The 21,906-nt window shown below is 75.5% G+C and carries 12 protein-coding genes; 9 read left to right on the top strand and 3 right to left on the bottom strand.

Annotated elements, in window-relative coordinates; translation table 11 throughout:
• The first annotated feature begins 155 nt into the window (after positions 1-155).
• Genes ACZ6B8_RS08310 through ACZ6B8_RS08270 form a run of 9 tightly spaced genes read left to right on the top strand, consistent with a single transcriptional unit; the run spans position 156 to position 18,876 of the window.
• The gene (locus ACZ6B8_RS08310; RefSeq protein ID WP_471606672.1) at positions 156-2,924 is read left to right on the top strand and encodes a hypothetical protein; all 2,769 of its coding nucleotides are present in this window, start codon (positions 156-158) and stop codon (positions 2,922-2,924) included.
• Entirely contained in the window at positions 2,921-9,691 is a 6,771-nt protein-coding gene (locus ACZ6B8_RS08305) for a CHAT domain-containing protein (protein ID WP_471606671.1), read from the top strand. Before ACZ6B8_RS08310 ends, ACZ6B8_RS08305 begins: the two co-directional genes overlap by 4 nt.
• Positions 9,688-10,047 carry a hypothetical protein gene (locus ACZ6B8_RS08300; RefSeq protein ID WP_471077461.1) on the top strand — a complete coding sequence of 120 codons (360 nt, stop codon included), beginning with the start codon at positions 9,688-9,690 and terminating at the stop codon, positions 10,045-10,047. The genes ACZ6B8_RS08305 and ACZ6B8_RS08300 overlap by 4 nt, the downstream gene beginning before the upstream one ends.
• Positions 10,040-10,501, top strand: a complete 462-nt coding sequence (locus ACZ6B8_RS08295; protein WP_471077459.1) for a nucleotide exchange factor GrpE — start codon at positions 10,040-10,042, stop codon at positions 10,499-10,501. Before ACZ6B8_RS08300 ends, ACZ6B8_RS08295 begins: the two co-directional genes overlap by 8 nt.
• Entirely contained in the window at positions 10,498-12,639 is a 2,142-nt protein-coding gene (locus ACZ6B8_RS08290; RefSeq protein WP_471077456.1) for an Hsp70 family protein, read from the top strand. Before ACZ6B8_RS08295 ends, ACZ6B8_RS08290 begins: the two co-directional genes overlap by 4 nt.
• On the top strand, positions 12,636-14,777 hold the full coding sequence (locus ACZ6B8_RS08285; protein WP_471606670.1) for an Hsp70 family protein: 2,142 nt from the start codon (positions 12,636-12,638) through the stop codon (positions 14,775-14,777). Before ACZ6B8_RS08290 ends, ACZ6B8_RS08285 begins: the two co-directional genes overlap by 4 nt.
• A gap of 29 nt (positions 14,778-14,806) precedes the next feature.
• Complete coding sequence (locus ACZ6B8_RS08280; RefSeq protein ID WP_471606669.1) at positions 14,807-16,282, top strand: hypothetical protein; 1,476 nt, start codon at positions 14,807-14,809, stop codon at positions 16,280-16,282.
• Positions 16,279-16,770: a hypothetical protein gene (locus tag ACZ6B8_RS08275; protein WP_471077447.1), complete on the top strand. Its 492-nt coding sequence runs from the start codon at positions 16,279-16,281 to the stop codon at positions 16,768-16,770. The genes ACZ6B8_RS08280 and ACZ6B8_RS08275 overlap by 4 nt, the downstream gene beginning before the upstream one ends.
• A gap of 3 nt (positions 16,771-16,773) precedes the next feature.
• Complete coding sequence (locus ACZ6B8_RS08270) at positions 16,774-18,876, top strand: hypothetical protein (RefSeq protein ID WP_471606668.1); 2,103 nt, start codon at positions 16,774-16,776, stop codon at positions 18,874-18,876.
• 36 nt (positions 18,877-18,912) lie between these two features.
• On the opposite strand, the gene ACZ6B8_RS08265 is transcribed toward ACZ6B8_RS08270, so the two are convergent.
• Genes ACZ6B8_RS08265 through ACZ6B8_RS08255 form a run of 3 tightly spaced genes read right to left on the bottom strand, consistent with a single transcriptional unit; the run spans position 18,913 to position 21,851 of the window.
• Entirely contained in the window at positions 18,913-20,259 is a 1,347-nt protein-coding gene (locus ACZ6B8_RS08265) for a protein kinase domain-containing protein (protein WP_471078465.1), read from the bottom strand.
• 42 nt (positions 20,260-20,301) lie between these two features.
• On the bottom strand, positions 20,302-21,195 hold the full coding sequence (locus ACZ6B8_RS08260) for a protein phosphatase 2C domain-containing protein (RefSeq protein WP_471077441.1): 894 nt from the start codon (positions 21,193-21,195) through the stop codon (positions 20,302-20,304).
• The gene (locus ACZ6B8_RS08255; RefSeq protein WP_471078462.1) at positions 21,192-21,851 is read right to left on the bottom strand and encodes a vWA domain-containing protein; all 660 of its coding nucleotides are present in this window, start codon (positions 21,849-21,851) and stop codon (positions 21,192-21,194) included. Before ACZ6B8_RS08255 ends, ACZ6B8_RS08260 begins: the two co-directional genes overlap by 4 nt.
• Positions 21,852-21,906 lie beyond the last annotated feature (55 nt).

The following is a 21,906-nucleotide window of genomic DNA, read 5'->3' as shown; positions in this document are numbered from 1 at the left end:
AGGCGTGCGTCGATGGGGAGTCCGCGCTGGAGCGCGGGGACACGGCGGCCGCGGAACGGCACTTCGGCATGGCCTTGAGGTTGGTTCCGGGGGCGGGGTCGGGGTCAGGGGCGGCGTCCTTGTCGACGGGCGAGCACGGGCCTGTGGAACGCGACGTGCATGGCGCGGGTGGGGCGCGCGGCGGTGAGGCCGCGGAGGGTGGGGCGCGCGGCGGTGAGGCCGCGGAGGGTGGGGCGCGCGTGGTCGCGCGGGCGCGGACCGGCGCGGGGCGGGTGCTCCTCGCGCGTGGGGACATCGGCGCGGCCGAGGCGGAGTTCGCGCGGGCGAGCGAGGTGCGTCCGTCGGCGGCGGGGCCGTTGCACTGGCTGGGCTGCGCGGCCGCGCACCGCGGTGACTTCGGTACGGCCGAGCGCCACTTCACGGCGGCGCTCGCCTGCGCCGTGCCGCACCGCCGCAGCCGCGTACAGCGCGCGTACGTCCGTGCCCGCGCGGGCGACGCGGAGGCCGCGTTGGACGACCTGCGCGCGGCGGCCCTGACCGGCCCCCTGGACGACGATGCCCGCTGGGTCCTGGCAGCCCTGTCGGCCCGCTCCCCGCGCGAGGTGTCCCTACGACTGCGAAGGGCGGCCCTCACCGCGCTGTCGGGCCTGACGTCGGACGGGCCGGGCAGTGGGGAGTGGGAGCGGGCGGCGGAGTTGATCGAGGCTGCGTTGGTGGTCGAGGGGGCCGCTGAGGTCGAAGGTGCCGTCACGGATGAAGGGCCTGGTGGGGTCGCGGCGCCTGCTGGGGTCGAGAGGGCGGTTGGGGTCGAGAGGGTAGTTGGGGGCGGGGAATCACACGGAGCCGACCCCGCTCAGCGCTCCGACCGCTCAGGTCAGGCCGACTCCCACGGCGCCTACGAAGTCGACGCCACGCAGCGGAGCCGCGGCTCGGGCCGGGCGGGGCAGGCTCCGGTTGCGGGGAGCGCACACGACGCGTACGGCAGTGATGCCACCCAGCGTCTCCACGGCCAGGCCCTGGCCGACGACGCACGAGCAGCCGGTAATGCAGCAAGGTCCCACGCCTCAGGCGGAGTTGACGGCATACCCGAAACCGCCGACACACTCGGCACCCAGAGCACACCGGGAGCCGGGGGCGTCCCTGGGCCTGAGGGAGCCGATGCGGGGCGCGCCCCGCGCGAAGCTCCCGGCCCGCACGAGGGTGACCGTACGCACGGTGACGTCGGCGGCGCCGCATCGGCGGGCCGTGGCGGGCTTCCGGGCGGTCGTCCCCGTACGAGCGGACGCGCCGAGTCGGGCGCAAGCGCCCCGGTGAGCGGACGCGCCCCGGCGCGCGGGCAGGATCCGGTGCGCGGGCGGGCTCCGGGTGGCCTCGACCGGGAGGTCTGGGACTTCGCCCCGCTCTACGCCGTCGCCCTGGTACGCGGCGCGCGGCGCGCCGCCGCCGTCGCGTTGCTCGGGGACGCCGTACGGCACGACCCCGCCGACCACCGCGTCACCCACGCCCTCGCCCTCGCCCTTCTCCACTCCCCCTTCCACTCCCCCGCGGCGGAGCCGGCCGCCGCGGACGGGCCGGACCCGGCCACGTGCCCCGAGGGCTCCGAGGGCTCCGAGGGCTCCGAGGGCTCCGCGAACGCCGCGCCCACGCCGACGGCCTCGGTCGCGGAGCCGTCCGCCCCCTCCCCCGACTGGGCCGGGTACGTCGCCGCCTGGGCCGCCCTGCTCCACGACGACAGATTCTGGACGCACGTCCTGGACGGCGCCGGCGGGCGGTACGGCGTTGCCGTGGGGGGCGACCTCGTGCCCGCGCTCCGGGCCGGGCTGCGCGAGGTGCTGGAGCGGCGCATGCCCGGTGACGACGCCGGTATGCGCGTCGCGCCCGGCCCGCTGCTCCAGCGTGAGGCCGACGCCGCGAAGCTGCTCGCGGCCGTCGGCGGCTTCCCCGTTCCCGGCCGAGCAGGGGAAGGGAAGGCGGACGGGGTCGTGCCACTGGTCTGCGGGCCCCTCCGCATCGCCCGGCTCGGCCGGACCGCCGAGTTCGGCGCCTTCGCCGCCGCGCAGGACACCGCCTCCCCGCACCCCTCCCTCACGTACGCCTTCTCCGAACTCGGCTTCGCCCAACTCCTGTTGGGACAGCACAAGGCGCCGGACGCCCTCGCCGCCCTCAGCGAGCTGCGCTGCTCCGGGTGCCGGGCCGCGCGCGGTGGCCCCGGGGCGGCGGCCGTGTGCGAGCCGGGATGTGCCCGCTTCGACGAGCTGAACCCCGGGTACGCCGGGCTCCCCGACAAACATCGCCGACTCGCCCTGGACGCGCGAGGGCTCGCCCTGGAGGCGCGGCTCAGCATGGGGATCGCCGAACTGACCGCCGCACGGCCCGACTTCGCGGCCGCCGCCGCGTACTGGTGTCGCGCGCTGGTGCACAGCAGGGAGCTCGACCGGTACCGCGAGACCCAGACCGCCATCGTCGACATGGCGCTCGGCGCCGCGCGCGCGGCGCACCGGCAGGGGCTGCTGAGCCTCGCCGTGTCGACGCTCGACGCGACCCGCTCGGTCATCGGGGCCAATGAACGACCACGCCTGGAGGGCCAGTTGGCGCGCGTCCTCGCCGATCGCGGGATCTCGGTGGCCAACGACGAGGAGGCGTTGCTCGACCAGCCCGCCGAGGATCTGCGCCGTTCCGTCGCGTTCAACCCGCACCTGCTGCGGACGCAGGTCAGTCTCGGCGTCGTGCTGCGCGGGCTCGCCGCGGCCCGCTGGAGTTCCGGCAGCCTGTCGGGGGCCGCCGCGCTCCTGCGGGAGGCCGTCGACCAACTCACCGCCGCCCTCGCGCACTTCCCCGACGACCCCGACCTCGAGGAGCAGCGGGAGGCCGCCGTCGCCGACCTCAACCACGTCATGTGGCAGCCCGACGAGAGCGAGCAGTGACGCCTGTGCTCGCCTACGAGGAGCTGCGCATCCGGATCCGCCGCGTCGGTGCGGCCCGCTATCTGATGACCGCCAACGGCCCGGCCTGCGCGGCAGAGGTGATCGCGGTCGGCTCGGAGCCCGCCGCCTTCCGCGACCAGTGGGACCGGTTGATCGCGACGGAGCTCGGATACGGGCCCCCGGAGGGGCCGTCGGACGGGCCGCACGCCACTGTGCCCCGGCTGCGGGCGCTCGGGCGTGACGTCTTCCGGCTGCTGTTCGGCGACGGGCGGCCGGCGGAGGAGGGCGACGCCGACCGGACCGGCGAGGGGGGCCGCGAGGGGATCGGGTCGCGTGTCGGCGTGTGCGTCGACGCCGCGTTCGACCGGGCCCAGCGGATGAGCCCGGCCCGCGGGCTGCGGATCCGCTTCGACCTGCCGCCCGAACTGCGGGATCTGCCGCTGGAGTCGCTGTGCGCGCCGGCGGACAGCCCGCAGCAGACGTTCGCCCTCAACCGCGGCTATTCGCTGGTCCGTTCACTGGCGGGCGGGCCCTTGGGGCAACGACTGCCGGAAGCCACCGACGAGCCCAGCGTGATCCGGCTCGTGGTGGCCTGCGCCTCGCCCCGCGGGCTCGAACGGCTGCGGGCCGCCGAGGAGGTGGCGACGCTCCGCCGCGACCTGTCCGAAGTGGCCGTACACCTGACGGTGTTGGAACGGACGACGCGGGCGCGCCTCGACCGGGCCCTCGGCACCCATCCCGACCTGCCCACCGCCGTCCTGCTGATCGCGCACGGGACGTACGACCATGAGATCGACAAGGGCGTGGTGGCCCTGGAGACGGAGAGCGGCGCCATCGACCGGGTGCCCTCGGATCTGCTCAGCTCCACCCTGCTGAACGCCCGACGGCTCAGGCTCGTGGTCCTCAACCTCTGCGCCGGTGCGGACAGTTCGCACCTCGAACCCTTCTCGGGGCTCGCCCAGTCCCTCATCGGCGGCGGGGTGCCCGCCGTGGTGGCGATGCGGGGGCGGGTCAGTGACGTGTCGGCGGGCGCGTTCAGTCCCGAGCTCCTGAAGGGCATCGCGGCGAACAAGACCGTCGACGAGGCCATGGCCGCGGCGCGGCTGCGCATCTACAACCAGCCGCAGCACACGGCGGTCGAGTGGGCGACCCCCACGCTGTTCCTGCACGAGGAGTGCCGGCAGGGCTGGCTGTTCAAGGCCCGCGAGGTGCGGGACGACTCCTTCGAGGCGCAGGACGCCGACGGCGGGGGCCGTGCGGTGGCGGATCCGCTGCGGGAGGGCGCGGAGGCGCTGCGGACCCTGAAGAGCCCTGTCGGACACGTCCGTTCGGCGGATCTGATCGGTGCGGCCCGCTTCGAGCGGGACCTCGGGCGCTGGGAACAGGTCCGGCGGATCCTGATGGCGCCCACTCAAGTCTACGCGGACGAGCGGCGCCGGATGCGGGCCGAGGCGGCCTTCGAGCAGGCCTGGCCCGAGCTGGACAAGCTGTGCGCGCTGCTCGCCGGCGAGCGGGACGCGCGCGGCGCGGCGGCGCAGCTCGACGTGGTGCGCGAGCGGCTGCCGGACGCGCTGCCCGGCGCGCTGGAGGCGGAGGTGGACGGGCTGCGGCGGCTCGTCGCGCTCGTCGACGAGGCGCGGGCGGCGGAGGCGGTGGCCGACTGGCCGACGGCGATCGACCGCTACGAGGACGTGCTGGCCGCCCGCCCCGGGGGCCTGCGGGACGTGGCCGAGCGGCTCGCCGCGGCGCGCGACGAGCTGCACGTCGCACGGACCTGCGAGGCCGCGGAGTCGGCGCGGCGGGCGGGCGACTGGGCCACGGCGGCCCAGTCGTACGCGGCGGTCCTGGCCCTGCGCCCGGGCCACCGGGCGGCGACGGCGTGGGTCTCCTACGTGGCCGGAAGAACCGCCGAGGCGAGCGAGGACTGGCCGGCGGCGCAGGCCGCGTACGCCGCGTGCGCGGAGGTCGAGGGCGCGGCGCGGCGAGCGGCGTACGCGCGGGGCCGGGCTGCCGCGGAGTCGGGGGCGTGGGCGGCGGCGCGGGATGCGTTTGCGGAGGCGGGGGGTGTGGGTGGGGACGGAGGTGGGTGTGGGTGTGGGAGTGGGGATGGCGGTGGCGGTGAAGTAGGGCGTGGATGCGAGGTCGCGGGCGGGGTCGGGGTCGGGGTCGGCTGCGGGGGCGTGGCCGGGGCCGGGGGCGAGGGCGAGCTTAGGGCCGAGATCGGTCACGGGAGTTGGTCCGAGGCCGGCGGTGGGCCTGAGGTCGGGTCCGGGGCCGGACTCACAGGCGACCGCGAGTCCGGGGCCGGTGCCGCGACCGAGTTCGGGTCCGGGTCCGGGGCCCGACTCACAGGCGACCGCGAGTTCGGGGCCGGTACCGGTGCCGAAATCCGGCCTGGGGCCGGAGTCGCGGGCGCGCTCGGGCCCGACGCCGGGTCCGAGGCCGGGACCAGGGTCGAAGTCGGGTCCGAGGCTGATTGCCGGAACTGGTACGGGTACTGCGCGGGCCGGGCCGCCGACGCGGCGGGGCTGTGGGATGCGGCGGTGGCGGGGTACGCGGCGGCGGGCGGTTTCGAGGACAGCGCGGTGCGGCTGCTGTACGCGCGCGGCCGGGGTGCGGCGGAGGCGGGCCGCTTCGCCGAGGCTCTGACGGACTTGGCGGCGGCGGCCGCGCGGGAGTGGGACACGGAACCGTTCCTCGGCGAGCTGCGGCGGCGCGTGTACGAGGCGGCGCTGACCGCCACGGAGGCGGCCGACTGGCCGGTCGCCCTCACCCATCTGACCCCGCTCCCCGAGGACTACCGCGCGGTGTGTGCGCTGCGGCGGTACGCGGAGGGGAAGTTGGCAGCGGGGGCGGGCGAGTGGGGGACGGCCGCGGAGGCTTTCGGGAGGTGTGTGGGCGCGGGGGGCGGCGAGGGCGGAACCAAGACCGTCGGCGAGGCCCCGCCCGGGAAGAACGGAACCGGACCCCACGGAGCCGACGCCGGAGCCGAGCGCGACGCCGGGGTCGCGCCCGCGGACGACACCGCACCCACGAACGGAGCCGAGCCCCACGCCGAGCCTGCACCCGCCGACGACGGCCCGCCCGGGAACGACTCCCACACCCCCACCGGGACCCGAACCAGGACCCCCGACAAAGCCCCGCCCCTGAACGGGACCGACCCCCGCACCGGCACAGACACCGGCACCAGCGAGGTCGACGCCACCAGCACCAGCACCACCCAAGCCCCCAGCCACACCTCCAGCACCGGAACCGCCCCCGCCGCCCCGTACGGCCCCCGGCGCGCGGACGCCGACCGCGTGCGGGCCGCCGCAGCCCCAGGCTCGCCTCAGCCGCACCCCGGACATCCCCCCGCCCTGGGCGGCGACCGTGCCGCCGGCGTGGTCGATCGCGTACTCGCGGACGCGGCGGACTTGTGGCGGTACGCCCGCGGGCGGCTGTGTCAGGCGCGGGGGCAGTGGGACGACGCACTCGCCCTGTTCGTGGGGCTGCCGTCCGAGGTCGCCGACGTGCCCGACCGTGTGCTGTACACGCGGGGGCGGGCCGCGGACACGCGGGGCGAGTGGAACGGCGTCATCGACGGGTTCGGCCGGCTGCCCGACGCCTACGCGGACGGCGAGGTGGGCGTCCGCCGCCTGTACGCACGCGCGCGCGTGGCCGCCGATCTGCGCGGCGACTGGCCCGCGGTCCTCAGCCTCCTCACCGGCGTACCGGACGAGGCTCGCGAGGGAGCGGTGGGCGCCCTGCGCCGCAAGGCGGCGGGCCGCCGCGCGGAGGCGACCGGCGACTGGGCCGCGGCCTGCGAGATCTACGCCCGCGCCTTCCCCGACGGCCCCCCGCCCACACCGGCCCAGGCCCCGGGCCAATCCCCGGCGCCCGACCGTACGCCCGCCCCGCCCCACGACGCGAAGCCCCGGACCAATCCCATCGGCCCCGCCGACCCGGCCGGACCCACCGGACCCACCGGACCCACCCCCACGGCCGCGAGCCCTGCCCCCCTCACACCCCACCCTGGCCCCCACACCGACCCCCACCCCCACTCTCACCCTGACTCCGACCCCGAAGCCCTCCCCCTCTACCGCTACGCCCTCGCCCGCTCCCACGAAGCGTGTGGGCAATGGCAAGACGCGCTCAGCCTCTACCTGCACCTGGACGACGCGTGGAGCGACGTCCCGCTGCGGCGGCGCTACGTGCGGGCCCGCGTCGAGGAAGAGCGCGCCGAGGGGCGCGAGGCCTGGCAGCGCGTCGCCGAGGCCTACGCCGCGCTGGACCGGGACCACCCGCGGGCGGACGGCGCGGACTCCGACGTCGCCGCCCGCGCGCGCTACGCCCGCGTGCGCGCCGCCGAGGCCGACGCCGACTGGGCCGGGGTCGCCGCCGAGGCCGACGCGCTCGGCCCGCACCGGGACGCCCCCGCCGTCGCCGCCTACGCGCGCGGGCGTCTCGCCGACGCGCACCAGGAGTGGCAGCGGGCCGCCGACGCGTTCCGGCAGTGTCCCGGCCACCGGGACGCCGACGCCCATCTGGCGTACGCCGAGGGCAGGTTGCTGGAGGCGGCGGGCCGCTGGAGCGCCGCCGTCGCCGCGTACGAGCGGGCGGGCGGCGCCCTCGACCGGGCCGACGTGCGCTGCCGCCGGCTGCGGCGGCTCATCGGGCTGCTGCCGTGGGCGGACGGCCTCATCGCCGCCCCGCTCGTCGCCGACCCCTTCGCCGTGCGGGACCAGGCGTTCCCCTACCTCGCCCTGCGGGACGCGGGCGTCGACCCGGGTGCCTCCATGGACGTGGTCAAGAACGCCTCGTACGCCCTGTTGGAGCGCGGCACCATGTCGTGGCACGAGCGTGTCGCGCTGGAGCGGCTGCGGCTGCCGGGCCGGCGCCTCCAGCTCGACGCGCTGCTCTACCGCTGGCACGCCCCCGACGCCCTGCGCGAGGCCCTCGCCTCCCTCTCGCCGGACGAAGGGCCCGGCCTCCTGGACGCCCTGTGCGCCCGCTCCCCGCAGGACGCGCCGCTGCTCCTCCTGCTCGCCCGGGACCGCGAGACGGCCGCCGCCGAGTGGGAGCGGCGGCTGAAGGAGGCGCCCGGCGACATGGCCGTGGTGCACGGGCTCGCCGCCGCCCGGCTGTGGCAGGCGCAGGAGCTGGAGCAGAGCGGGGCGTGGGAACACGCGGTGCGGGCCTGGGAGTCGGCGCTCGCGTACTGGGCGACACTCCTCAGCGACGACGAGTACTGGGACGGATGGCGGGCGGAGCGGGCCGCGGCGTATCGGCGCGATCTGACGCACGACGACATGGCCTCGCTGCGCTGGGAGCTCAGCCAGCACCTCTTCGAGCAGCTGTCGGCCTACGAGCAGCGCCACTCCGAACAGGACCGCCCGCAACAGGCGGCCTCCTACCAGGAGTTGGGGGCGCTGCTGGAGTCCGAGCTGGGGGGCGCCCGGGTGCTGAAGGACGTCGGCGGCCTGCCGTCCGTGCCGGGCGCGGGCGCCACGCTCGCCTGCGGACCGCGCTATCTGCGGCTGCTCTGCCTCCAGGAGCCGTTCGCCGCGCTGGCCGCCGAACTCGACGGGGCGGCCCAGAAGGGCAAGGACCCGGGCGAGTACGCCGTACGCGAACTGCGCTGGGCCTTCTCGGAGTTGGCGCGGAGCTTCGCCCTCTGCGAGGTGCGCAAGTTCGGGTCCGCGTTGCGCGCGCTGCCCGCCTTCCGCACGCTGACCACGCTGCCGGACGACTGCGCGGGGCCGGCCGGCGAGGCGGGCCACGCCGAGGAGTGCGGACACTGCCAGGACTTCCTGCGCCGCAACCCCGCCTACGTGCGGCTGCCCAGGCGCCACGCCCGGCTGCTCCAGGACGGCGTCGAGCTCGCCGTGCACATCCGCCTCGCGCTGGCCAAGACGGCGCTGACGCGCGGCGACGGCGGGCTCGGCGAGGCCCTGGAGCAGTGGGGCGAGCTGGTGAAGGTGTCCCGCAACGCCGGGATGCAGGCCCGCTCCAAGAAGGCGGTGATCCGCACCGTGCTCGGCCGGGTCGAGGCGCTCACCGACGAGGACGGCGTGCACCTCGGCGGCTGCCTGGACGAGGCGGTCACGCTCGTCGAGTCGGTCATCGAGGTGCTGCACCCGCTCGACCGTGAACTCTTCAGCCAACTCAACGCCAAGCTCTCGGCGTTGCTCTCCATGCGCGGCGTGTGGCGCGGCTACACCCGCACCAAGCACGGCATGTGGTCCGACATGCACGGCGCCGAGGCCGATCTGCGGCGCGCCCTCGCCCTCAACCCGGAGTCGAGCCACGCCCGGGACAATCTGGCCCGCGCCCTCGTCTTCACGCTCGACGAGCGGACCCGCGAGGTGCCCACCCGGCTGAAGCTCCTCCACGAGGCGCTCGGCCTCCTCGACGTGGGCCTGGGCCAGGCGCTGACGCACCGGTACCGCGAGACGCTCGGCGAGGCGCTCGACGAGCTGGAGAAGCTGATCACCCGGCACCTCGGAGTGGCGGGCATGGGCGACCTGATCCGCAGCGACGGGCAGGAGACCCCGCCGGACGACGACGATCTGCCCACCTGGGCGGCGGAGTTGACCGGGCGCGCCGAACGGGCGCTGCTCGGCGGCGACATCCTGTGGGCGCTGCACCACCTGATCCGCGCCACCCGCGCGGAGCCCACCGACCACCGCATCAGACGGGCCCTGCTCGGCGCGGCACACCGCTGGCTCGCCGAACTCCAGCCCGGCACCACGGCACCCCGGAACCAACAAGGAGGCGGCGTCGCGTGATCAAGGACCCCTGCGCGGACGGGGACGGACCACTTCCCTACGATGTGCTCGCCCCGGCGGGCGTGACTCCCTGGACGACCCACCGGGACATGCAGGACGTCTCCTTCGAGCTGCTGGCCCGGCATCTGATGACGCCCGCCACCCAGCAGGCGTGGGACGCGCTGCGCAGTGTGCGCCGCAGAATCCTGGTCGACCTGCTCCTGTACGACGTGGACCTCGCGGCCGAACTCCCGGCGGCCCTCGCGGACGTCGACCGTGCGCTGGCGGCCGTGCCCGCACCGCAGGACCCGCCGCCGAGCACGCTCCCGGAGGCCTCGGTGCGGCTCCTGGACGACCTGATCCGGTTCGATGTCTGACCCCACGGCCCGGCTCGCCTACGAGCACGCCCGCGCGCTCGCCGCACGTGACGCGGCCCACCAGGCTCTCACCGAACGGCTGTTGCTGCGCTGCGCCGACGCCCTCGACTCGTTCGACCGGCTCCTCGCCGACGGTGCGGCGAGCGATGTGGAGACGTACCGCGGGAGCCTGGCCCTGATCGCCGGGCAGCTGGAGCGGGACCTGGCCGAGGAGGGCCTCGAACGCGTCGGTGTGGTCGGCGAGCGGGCCGAACCCGCCACGCACCACATCGCCGAGGTGCGCCCCGCGCCGCCCGGTGGGCGCGGCGACGAGGTCCTCGCGGTGCTGCGGCGCGGATACCGGTACCGGGGGCACCTGCTGCGCGCCGCCCGGGTGGCCGTCGCCGTGGAGGACGGCACGGAACAGCACGGCACGGAACAACGCGGCACGGAACAAGGGACGGAGCGGGAATGAAGGCCATCGGCATCGACCTCGGCACCACCAACAGCGTGGTCGCCGCCCACGATCCGCACCGCGCGGACATCGCGGTGCTGACCAACAGCAAGGGCGAGCGGCTCACCCCGTCCGTCGTCGGCGTCGTGCACCGCGACGGCAAGGACCAGCCGCTGGTCGGTGAGGACGCGCTGAACTGGGCGGTCCGCCAGCCCAAGGAGACCATCGTCTCCGTGAAGCGGCTGATGGGCCGGGACTTCGCGGACGCGCCGGTGGCCAAGGCGCGCGACCGGATGAGCTACGACATCGTGGAGGGCCCCGACGAGGACCCGCGCGCGTACGTGCTGCTCGGCGGGCGGGCCCGCACCCCGGCGGAGATCTCCAGCGTGATCCTGGACAAGCTGGTCAGGGACGCCTCCCGGGTGCTCGGCGAGCCGGTGACGCACGCCGTGATCACCGTGCCCGCGTACTTCCGGGACGCCCAGCGCGCCGCCACCCGGGAGGCCGCCGAGAAGGCCGGTCTGGTGGTGAAGAAGATCGTCGACGAGCCGACGGCCGCCGCGGTCGCCTTCGGCCTGCACAAGCCGGGCGGCGAGCGCAGCCGGGTGCTCGTGTACGACCTGGGCGGCGGCACCTTCGACATCTCGATCCTCAACACGGTCAAGGACAAGGAGGGCCGCAGCCAGTTCCAGGTGCTGCGCGCGGCCGGTGACATCTGGCTGGGCGGCGACGACTTCGACCTGGCCATCGTGGAGCGGATCATCGCGTGGATGCGCGAGGAGCACCACGTCGACCCGGCCGGCGACAAGGCGTTCCTGTTCCAGGCGAAGAAGGCCGCCGAGCGCGCCAAGCGGGAACTGAACGACCTGCCCGAGACGTACATCGTGATCCCGGCCGCGTACCGCAGCGAGAACGGCGTCCTCGACGTCGAGATGAAGCTGACCCGCGGCGAGTTCCAGTCGATGATCGCGCCGCTGGTGACGCAGACGATGGAGCTGGTCCAGGAGTCGCTGGCCCGCTACGAGCTGTCCACGGACGACATCTCCGACGTGTTGCTCGTGGGCGGCGGCACGCTCACCCGGCCCGTGTACGAGGCGGTCGAGGCGTTCTTCGGCGCCGCGAAGGTGCGCAGGAACATCAACCCCATGGAGTGCGTGGCCTTCGGCGCGGGCGTGCTCGCCGAGACGCTGCGCGGCGTCGAGTGCTCGGATGCGGAGTGCGCGAAGGTCAACGAGTACGGGGCGGACTCCTGTACGGCCTGTGGCCGCAGCCTGGCCGACGGGCGGTCCAAGGGCGACACGGGCCTGTACGAGTCGACGCCGATGGCGATGGGCATCGCCGCGATCAAGGGCAGCCAGCGCGACGTGTTCGTCGAGATCATCGAGGCGGGCTCGCCGTACCCGCTCTCCGAGCCGCGCCGGCGCACCTTCCACGCCACGGACAGCCGGCGCATCCGCGTCCCGGTCTACGAGGGCGACAGCAAGGTGGCGAGCGAGAACCACGAGCAGGGCGTGGTCGAGTTCGAACTGCCGCAGGAGATCGAGATCAACCGCCAGGTGGACGTCTCCTTCAACTACTCGGCGGACCGCATCATCACGGTGAAGATCTCGGTGCGCGGCACCGACATGGTCCTGGAGGCCACGCCCAACCGGGAGAAGCCGCGCACGCCCCCGCCGGAGCCGGTGGAGGAGCTCGACAGCGCGGTGCTGCGCGAGCAGCTGGGCTACGCCGAGCGAGAGGCCGACCACTTCCTCAAACGGTACGGGCCCTACATCGAGCCGGTGCAGGCGATGAAGGTGCGGCGCGACATCGAGCAGGCGCAGCGGGCGGCGGCGATGGGCGACAGCGGCGAGTACAAGCGCCTCACCGAACTGCTGCTCGACGACATGTACCGGCAGTGCGGTCTGGCGAGCCAGTTCCGCCAGGCCGAGCTCGCCTCGGAGGGCGCGCCGCCGGAGACCGTCCGGCAGATCAACGAGGCGGTCGAGTTCGTCAAGCAGGCCCACCGGCAGGGCAACCGGGTGACCACCGCCCAGCAGGCCCGCAACCTGGTCAACCTGGTGGCGGTCGCCCAGTCGGAGCGCGCCGTGCCCGCCCTGCCGGACCGGCCGGACTACGAGGGCATCCTGCGGTTCGCCGAAGAGACGGCCGGCGGATGACGCGACCGCGGCAGGCGGACCGGCCCGCGCCGGGGCCGGGCGCGGAACCGGGTGCGGGGCCGGGTGCCCGGGCGACACCGGTCAGCCTCGGCATCGACTTCGGCGCCACGGGCATCCGCGCCCTCTACGCCGCGCAGGACGGCGCCGCGCACCGCCTCGCGGCGGAGTGGGGCGACGGGCCGTGGCTGCTGTGCGAGCCGGCCGACACCGGCGAGCTGCCGGTGACCTTCCCGAGCCTCAAGAGCCGCCTGGGCAGCGGCCGTCCGGTGCATCTCGGGGGCAAGCCGGTGGACGCGGACCGGATCGTGGCGCGGCTGCTGCGGTCGGTGCGCGAGCGGGTGGAGGAGGTGGCGCCGGGGCGGGTGGCGCAGACCGTGATCAGCGTGCCCGCGTACTTCGGTTCGGCGCAGCGGGCCGCGCTGCGCGACGCGGCGCGCGAGGCGGGTCTGGAACCCGCCCGGCTCGTCAACGACTCCATGGCCGCGGTGATCGGCCACATGACGGAGCGGGACAGCGGCACGTGCCTGGTCTACGGCATGGGGTACGAGGGGTTCGAGCTCGGTCTGATCCGCAGCGTGCGCGGGCACTTCCGCTCGCTCGGCTACGAGGGCGGGGCGACGTCGGGGGGCCGTTCCTTCGACGCGGAGACGCTCTCGTCGGCGGTCCGGTTGCTGCGCAGACACCGCGGGGCGGCCTCGGTCATCGGGGTGGACGCCGCGGTGTGGCAGGAGCTGCGGGCGCGCGGGCAGGAGGCACGGGAGGCGCTCGGCGCGCCGGACGGGCCCGCGGCGGCCGTGCTCGACCTGCGGCTCGGCGCCGGGCCCGCGCTGTGGGTGCGCATCGCGCGGCACGACCTCGACGCCTATCTGGAGCGCCATGTGGGGCGCACCGTGGACCGGGCCCGGTCGCTGCTCGACCAGTCGGGCATGACGCCGATGGACGTCGACACGGTCCTGCTGGTGGGCGGCAACACCCGTATGGAGCAGGTGCGTTCGCGAGTGGCGGTGCTCGGCGCGCGGAGCGTGCAGGCGCCGCCGGAGGTCCTCGCGCTCGGCGCGCTGCGGCACGCGGTGCGGCTGGCGGGCGGCGCGGCGTCCTCGGGCCCCGCCGCCCTGGAGGAGGGCCCGCTGGAGCCGGACTCGTCGGCGCACGACACCCTCTCGGACGCCCCGCCGCTCGCGGCGACACTGGTGGGCGCGGAGGAGGAACGGGACGCGGGCGGTGCGGTACGGGAGGGGGGCGGCGGACACCGGCCGGGCCGCGCCCCCGATCCGCGGGCCACACCACCCGGCACGGCCCTCATCCCCGGCGCGCCCGCTTCCGGCACCGCGCTCCCTTCCGGCATCGCGACCGGATCCGTCACTTCACCCGGCTCCCTGCCCGATCCCCGCGGCGCGGACGACGGTGGCGTGGCGGAGCGCGGGGTGGCGCACGCCCGGCGGCTGGCCCGGCAGGGGCGTGAGGGCGAGGCGGTCACGCTGCTGCGCGAGATCATCGCCGAGGCCCAGGAACTGCTCGACGCCCTGTACCGTCCGGCGCCCCCGCCCGGCCGCCGTCCGGCCGAGCGCGCGGTGCCGGACGCCGCGGGGTCCGCCGTGGGGTCGGATGGGCGGTCGGGCGTGCGACCGGACGGGAACCAGCCTCCCGAGCCCAACCCCGCGTCGGCCCTGGACCACGCGTCGCGGCGCCAACTCGAGCGCGCCCAGGCCTTGTTGTCCCTCGGCCGGTACGACCACGCCGTGCAGGCCGCGCACATCGCCTGGCAGGACGCGGCGACCCGGCCGACCGGCGCCGACATGCTGGACGCGATGATCGACGTGCACTGCGCCGCCGCGATGGCCGACATGGCGCCCGAACACTTCGCCGACGCCGAACGGTGGCTCAACTGCGCCTACGGCCACGATCCGACGAACGTGCGCGTCCGCGGCCTGCTCGCCGAACGCACCTACCGCCACGCGGTCGAACTCGACCTGCGCGGGGAGCGGAATGAGGCGATTGAGGCCCTGCGGAAGTGCCTGACGTGGGATCCTGAACACGCCGAGGCGGGGGCCCTGTTGCGGCGTCTCGCCCGTGGCGGCAGGAACCGGCGCGGCAGGGGGGACGTCCTCGGGCAGAGACCCCTCGAACCGCCCCCGTGAGGCACCCCGCAAGCCAGGGAGGGAACCGCTTGACGCCCGCACAACTGCTCGACAAGGCCTTGATCGTCAAGGAGTTGCGGCGCCTTGCGGCCTTGCCCGCGCTCACCCCCCGCTCCGCCGAACTGACCGTGTTGCAGCAGGACTTGGCCGCGTCGAACCAGCTCGACCGGTGGGCGGAGATCGACCTCGTACAGACCTACGTACGACCCGAGAGCGTGCGGGCGGTCGGCGGCCGGCCGTCGGGGCGGCACGACCGGCTCCTGGAGGCGGCGCTCGGGGTGCTGGTCTTCGTGCCGCTCCTGATCACCTGGTTCGGGCTGCGCGAGGCCGTGCGCGCGTACGGGGAGCTCGCGAAGGAGGATCCCGACCAGGCGACCCGGCCCTTTCTGCAGCAGTGGCAGACGGGGTTCGGCGGGCATCTGTCGTCGTTCGGACGGTTCGAGAACGTGGCCCTGATGGCGGTGCTCCTCATCGCCCTGCTCGTGGCGCTCTCGGTGTGGCACGGGCGGGTGCGGGTGCGCACCGAACAGCACGAGGAGACCCAGGAGGCGGAGGCGGAGAAGCTCCTCGCGGAGCTCGCTTCGGCGCTGACCCGCACCCAGATGCTCCTCGCCTCGCACCGCGCCGCCTCCCCGCAGCAGTTCACCGCCGAACTCACCAAGGCCGCCCAGAAGATGCAGCTGGTGACGCAGAAGGCGGAGCAGAGCCACAAGGCGCTCAGCGGGGCCACGGCATCGGTGAGCCAGGCCATCGACGCGCTCCGCCAGGCGACCCAGTCCCTCACCACCGAGGTGCCGAAGCTCGGCGACGCGGCGAACCGCATCGACACCACCCTGCGCGACGGCACCCAGGAGACCGTCAAGGCGGGCCAGGCCAACGCGCGGGCGGCCCGCGGGATCGCCGACCACGTCAAAGCGGCGGGCGACACCGTCGAGGCCTCGCTGAAGGCCCTCGTCGCCGCCCAGCAGTCGCTCGTACTGAAGTCGGAGTCGGTGGCGAAGGCGACCGAACAGGCCTCCCAGGCCCTGGTGTCGAGCACGGGCCGCACCGGCGACGCGGTGGACGGCATGCGCGAGGCCACGGAGCGCTGGGACGCGGCGGCCGCCCACTGGCAGGACGCGGCGGCCCGCCTCGACGCCCGCATGGACACACTGGCGGGCGCGCTCCCCGCGCTCGCGCCCCTGACGCCGCGCCCGCGGACCGAGAGCTACGACCCCGGTGGCGCCCACGCGGCGTACGGGGGCACGAACGGCGGGGCGTACGGGCCACCGAACGGGGCCGCGTACGGGGCGGGCGCAGGTGCACCGGGCGCGGGCGGCGGGGCGTACGGAGCCGGCACCGGGACGGCCGCCCACGGCGCCAACGGCGGCCCCGCCGAGGGAAGTTCCCTCCCCGGGCCGAGCCGGCCCGTCGACCCGCCCCTCGACCCCGCCCTCGACACACCGCTCGACGCGCCGACGACCCGGCTGCCGCCGCCCGGACCCAGGGACGGGGGCGCCGCGTGAGCCGAGGCCGCGCCCTGCGCCGGCGCGGCGGACGGATGGGGGTCGTCGTGCTCGCCGGGTGGCTCTTCGCGGACCTGCTGCTCGTACTCGCCCTGGTGTCGATGGGCGACCGCCCCGACCCGAAGATCCCGGAGCACCCCAAGCCCAGCCCGTCGACGGGCAGTTCACCGAGCCACCCGCCCACGGCCCCGCGCTCCGTGGACCGCCACCCCCAGGAGTTCGAGGTGGCGGGCGACGACAAGGGCGACCTGGTGGAGCAGATCGCCAAGGACACCCGCAAGTGGTCCGGGCGCGAGGCGGCGCTCGTCCTCACCTTCGGCGGCAGCTCCAACGGCACCGTCTACGCCCACCGCGTCAACCGCCTGCTCGGCGCGGCCCGCCCGAAGATGTTCACCGCGAAGACGGCCACGGACGACTACCACAGCCTCGGCCGGCGCGCGGAGACCGCCGTGGTCCGCGTGTACTTCTACACGGCGCCGGGCGACTAGGCGATGGCGGTCCTGCGTCCGGGCGAGCACCCGGGAACGAGCGGCTCCCGCGCCCCGCTGCCGGCCCTGCCGCGCTGCCCCGGCCTGCGCGGGTACCGCCAACTCCACGACGCGATCCGGCAGCTGCGCTTCCGGCACGCCGCGGACGTGCTCCGCCCGCCGGCCCCCGCACCCGCCCACGACACCGTCTTCGGCACCCTCCCCCGGGCCGACACCGACGACGGCTTCCGGATCCTGGACGGGCTCTGGTTCCCCGGCCGCGGCGGGATCTGGCAGCGCGTCGACCTGGCCCACGTCCGGCAGGCGCGCGGCCGGTGGCTGTCCTCGTCCGATCCGCGCTCGGGCACCGCGGCGGCCCTGGTGGACACCCTGGAGACGCTGATCAGGGACGACGCCATGGGGCTGCGGCGCCTGGTGCTGTGGGAGGTGTGCTGTCTGCTGCGGGACGGCGACGAGCGGCCCGGCGAGGCCGACGCCGTCGCGCTCGGCGTGCACCGCGCGGAGGCGGGGCTGCTCGCCTCGGCCGTCGCCGCGGGGTTCCCCGCGACCGGTCCCGCCCGGCACGCCGCCGAGACCCTCAACGACATCTGGCCGGGCGTCCGGCTGCGCGAGGCGGAACGGGTCGTGGCGCGGCTCCCGCGCGCCTCCGCCTACGCCGACGGCCCCGACGACCACCGCCTCGCCGCGCTCGTCGACGCCGTCCGCGCACGGGCCGCGGAGGTCGCGCGGCTCACCGCGGCCGCCGGCACCGCCGAGTCCACCGGCGCGCTGCGCGTCGCCGCCGACGCCTGGCTCGGCGCGCTGCGCCTGGCCAGGGACGACCCGCCGGCCCAGGCGGGCCTGCTCCGGGTGGCCGCGCTGCTCGCCGACGACCCGTTCACCCCGGCGAGCGCCGAGGTGACGGCGGTGACCGACGAACGCGCCGTACGGCTGTCCTGGTGCGCGCCCGGACGGCCGGTCACCGGCGTGTCGTACCGGGTCCTGCGCTTCCCGGACGGCGCGCCGGAGTTGGCGGTCGAGACGGCGGCGGACGGGACCGGACTCACCGTCGTCGACACGGACGCGCCCGTCGGCCGTCCCCTCCGGTACGCCGTCGTCCCGCTGCGCCGCGACCGCGTCGCCGGGGTGCCGCGGGTGACCGCGCCGGTGCTGCTCACCCCGGTCGTCACGGAGCTGCGCCGCACCGTCGTGCCCGGCGGGGTGCGGCTGTCCTGGCGGCCCGACCCGGCGGCGGCCGAGCTGCGCGTCACCCGCTCGGGGACGGCGGCGGACAGCGCGGGCTGGGGCGGGACGTCGCTCGTGCGGGTGCCCTGCGCGCGCGACGGGGTGCTCGACGTGCCGCTCGCCCCGGGCACGTACACCTACGAAGTGCGCTGCGGCTACCGGGATCCGGACGGCGGACTGGTGTGGTCGCGCGGTGTGACGGTGGCCGCCGTCGCCGAGCAGTGGCCGTCGCCGGTGGAGGAGCTGGCGGTGCGCGAGGGCCCGGACGGCGGGCGGGTGACCCTCGCGTGGCGGCCGCCCGAGCTGGGCGACGGGGTGCTGCTGCCGTGGACCGCGGGCCCGGTCGAACCGGGCGCCGACGTCTCGGCCGTGGTCGGCCTGGTGGACCGGATCCCGGCGACGGTCGCGGGCGCCGAGTCGCGCGTGGAGCTGACGCCGCCGCCCGAGCGGCGGGTCCGGGTCACCGCGGTGAGCGTGCTCGGCGAGCGGGCCGTGTCCGGTCCGAGCCTGCTCATCGAACACCCGGCCGCCATAAGCGAGTTGCGGGTCCGAAGGGTCGCCGACGACCGTGCCGAGCTGGACTTCGACTGGCCGGAGCCCGCCGTCCTGGTGCACGCGACATGGACGGACGGGCTGCGCGGCGGCGAGCGGCGCGTGCCCCGCAGCGCGCACCGGGCCGGGCGGGGCGTCGGCCTCCCCGTGTCCGCCGCCGAGTGTGTCGTCACCGTGGCCCCGCTGCCCCGCCCCGACGCGGTGGCGATCCCCACCGAGCCGGCCCGCGCGGTCCTGCCCGCGGCGCCGCCACCGCCGCCGCCCCCGGTGCCGCCGGCCCCGACGCGGTGGGGCGGCTGGTGGCGGCGCTGGCGCCGCTGGTGGACCTGACCGGCCCGCACCGGCGCGCCCGCCGCCCCGCCGGCGTCACTCCTTGACCACGGCCTCCGTCCCGCCGCCGAACTCGATGAGCAGCCCCGACCGCAGCGCGATCGTCTTTCCGGGGTCCACGTCGCGCACCGTCCCGTCGTCCTTGCGGGCCGTCCACACCGTCGAGGTGCGGTTGGTCAGGCCGAACCGGCCGCGCTGCTGCGGGTGTTCGGTGACCTCGCCGACCACGGCGGAGAAGTCGTGCCGCTCGGGGTCCTCGCGCAGGTGGTGGGCGTAGACGCGGGCGCTGGGAGCGAGCCGGATGCCGCGCCGGGTGCGCAGCGTGCCGGTGCCGGTGACCAGTTCGAGGCGGGGCGGCAGCTTCAGGGTGGTGCGGCACTTCCAGCAGTTGGGGGGCGCGCCGTCGGGCTGGGTCAGGTTCTGCTTGCCGCAGGCGCCGCACTGGGTGATGGCGTCCAGGACCTGGCTGAGGGCCTCGCGCCACTGCGACTCGCGCACCCGCAGCTTGGGGCTGCGCAGGCCGTCGGTGAACGTCCGGATGAACAGGTCGCGCAGGATCTGCGGCAGCGCGCCCCAGGTCGCCTCGACGGTCGGCTGCTCGCCGGGGACCGGGCGGTTGCGGGTGTCGGCCGGGTCGTAGACGAAGACCGGGTCGGTGCCGTACAGCTTGCGCTTGGCGGCCTCGTCCATGCAGCGGATGTTCAGCGCGAGCGCGCCGTTGAACGGGTGGTCGTTCATCAGCAGCAGGAAGAGCAGCACGGCCAGGGAGTGCAGGTCGCTCTGGGTGCCGGGCTGGGTGCCCTTGTCGCCGCGGACCAGCTCGGGCGCCATGAAGTCCATGGTGCCGGCGACGGCGGCCTCCGCGCCCTCCACGACCGCGTTGTCGTTGTCGCAGACCAGGACGTCGCCGGTGACCGGGTCGAAGAAGATGTTGCCCCAGTTGATGTCGCGGTAGGCGATGCCGCGGGAGTGCAGGGCGCGGTAGGCCTCGACGGTGTGCAGGGCCACGGTGACCAGGGTGCGCATCGTCGCGGAGGCCACCGAGGGGTCGCGGCGGAACAGCGCGGGCAGGTCGCAGAAGCGTGCGGGCCGTACGTCCATGAGGTAGCCGAAGCCGGGCTGCTTGCCCTCGGGGTCCATCACGATGGAGCGGGGCCACAGGAAGCGGGGGTCGTCCCAGCCCTTGGCGATGAGGCCTTCGAGGATCTCCCGCTGGCGGCCGTCGGCGAGCTGGGGGTAGTACCACTTGACCGCCCGGTCGCCGGTCGGGGTCAGGACGCGGTAGACCTCGCCCTGGCCGCCGGAGCCGAAGAGCTCGGCGACCTTCAGCTTCTCCCCCGACTCGGCCACCAGGGTCTTTCCGGCGGCGAGCATGCCGTTCACCATTCTGTTCCTCTCTGCCCTTCACGGTTCGCTGCGCTGTGCTCACGGTGCACTGCGCGGTGCGGGCACCGTTATGGCGCCCACGAGGGTGGTGTCGTCCCCGGAGTACGTGGCGGCCCGCCCGAGCCAGTCCGGGAGCTGGGCCTGTACCGCCGCGACGCCCTGTTCGGCGGCGCGGCCGCCGAGGCCGGTGGCGAAGTCCAGGAACCCCTGGTGGTCGGCGAAGCTCTTGGAGAGCCCATCGGTGGAGAGCAGCACGCACGGGGGCGCGCCGCCGGTGAAGGGCTGCCAGTGCGAGCGCGTCTTGCGCCAGGGTTCGCTCTCGCAGAGCGAGTCGGTCTCGTCGCCCATGTCGGGGCCGGTGGAGAGCGGGGTGTGCGGGGTGCCGTCGGCGTCGACGATCACGATGTCGCCGTCGCCCAACTGCCAGCAGAACAGCATGTGTTCGGTGAGCACGGCGCCGATGAGGGTGCTTCCGTAGGCGGCGAGATCCGGTCCTTCGGGGTGCTCGCGGGGCTTCGTGCGGTCCGCCGCGGGAAGCCAACGGGAGCCGTGCGCGGGTGCGTTGGCCTCGCGCAGCAGGGCGCAGCCGTGCCAGCGGTGGCCCACCTGCTGCGGCAGCCGGCGGGCCTCCTCGCGCAGGGCGGGCCAGCCCGCCGCGTCGTCGCCGATGCGGGCGGCCTCGTGCGCGAACGGCGTGGCGCACGCCGTGAACTCCTCGACCGCCCAGCTCGCCCCGAGGTCGCTGCGGAAGTGCGCGGCGCTGCCGTGTCCGTCGGCGACCGCGAGGACGACCGCGCGGCCCCCGGCGACCAGCCGCGCCGCGCTGCGGTCCTGGCTGTACTTCTTCGCCACCCCGCGGACCGCGCCGTCGAGCAGCGCCCAGGGCGCGGTCCGCGCCGCCGCCGGCCTGGTCGTCGTCTCCGGCCCGGTCACCAGATGTCGTCTTCGCCCTTGGTCATCGAGGGCACGTCGAGCGGCGTCGCGGGTTTGGCGCCGTCGTCGACCTTCGGGGTCGAGGCGTCCTTGACGACCGCGGTGGACATCCAGCGGATGGCGGCGGCGAGCTGGCGCGGGTTCTTCGCCTGCAGCGGCTCCAGTTCGGGGTTGCCGAGGAACTCCTTGAGCATGCTCTTGTCCGCGTCGTCGCCGATGGCCACGGCGACGCGCACGGCGCGCTTGCCCCACGGGGTGGCGTCGATGGCGCGCAGCCCGGCCCGCCAGTCGTCGGTGGGCTGGCCGTCGGAGGCGAGCGCGAGCACGGGCGGCAGGGCGCGCTGCGGCATCGGCGGCGTCTGCAGCGCGCCGGCCGCCAGCTTGAAGGCGGCGCCCATGTCCGTGCCGCCGTAGATGTGCACGTCCTCCCAGGAGAACTGGTCGACGGGGGTGGGCTCGCTGACGTGCCAGCTCGCGCCGCTGGCGAAGGTGATGGCGCGGACGAGGAGGGAGGCGGCGGGGTTGGACTGGGCGGCCTGCTGCATCTCGGGGATGGCCTCGCGGATGGCGAAGTTCAGCTGGCCGATCTTGCCGTTCATGCCCATGGAGCCCGAGCAGTCGAGCATCCAGATGAAGTGCACGGGGCGGCTGGCCATACTGCCGCCCGGGAAGTTGTCGACGATGGTCTGGGTGGTGTCGCTCACGCTGGTC

Source organism: Streptomyces sp. NPDC041122 (assembly GCF_055592445.1).
Note: the sequence above shows the minus strand (reverse complement) of the source record. Positions and strands in the feature narration are given on the sequence as shown.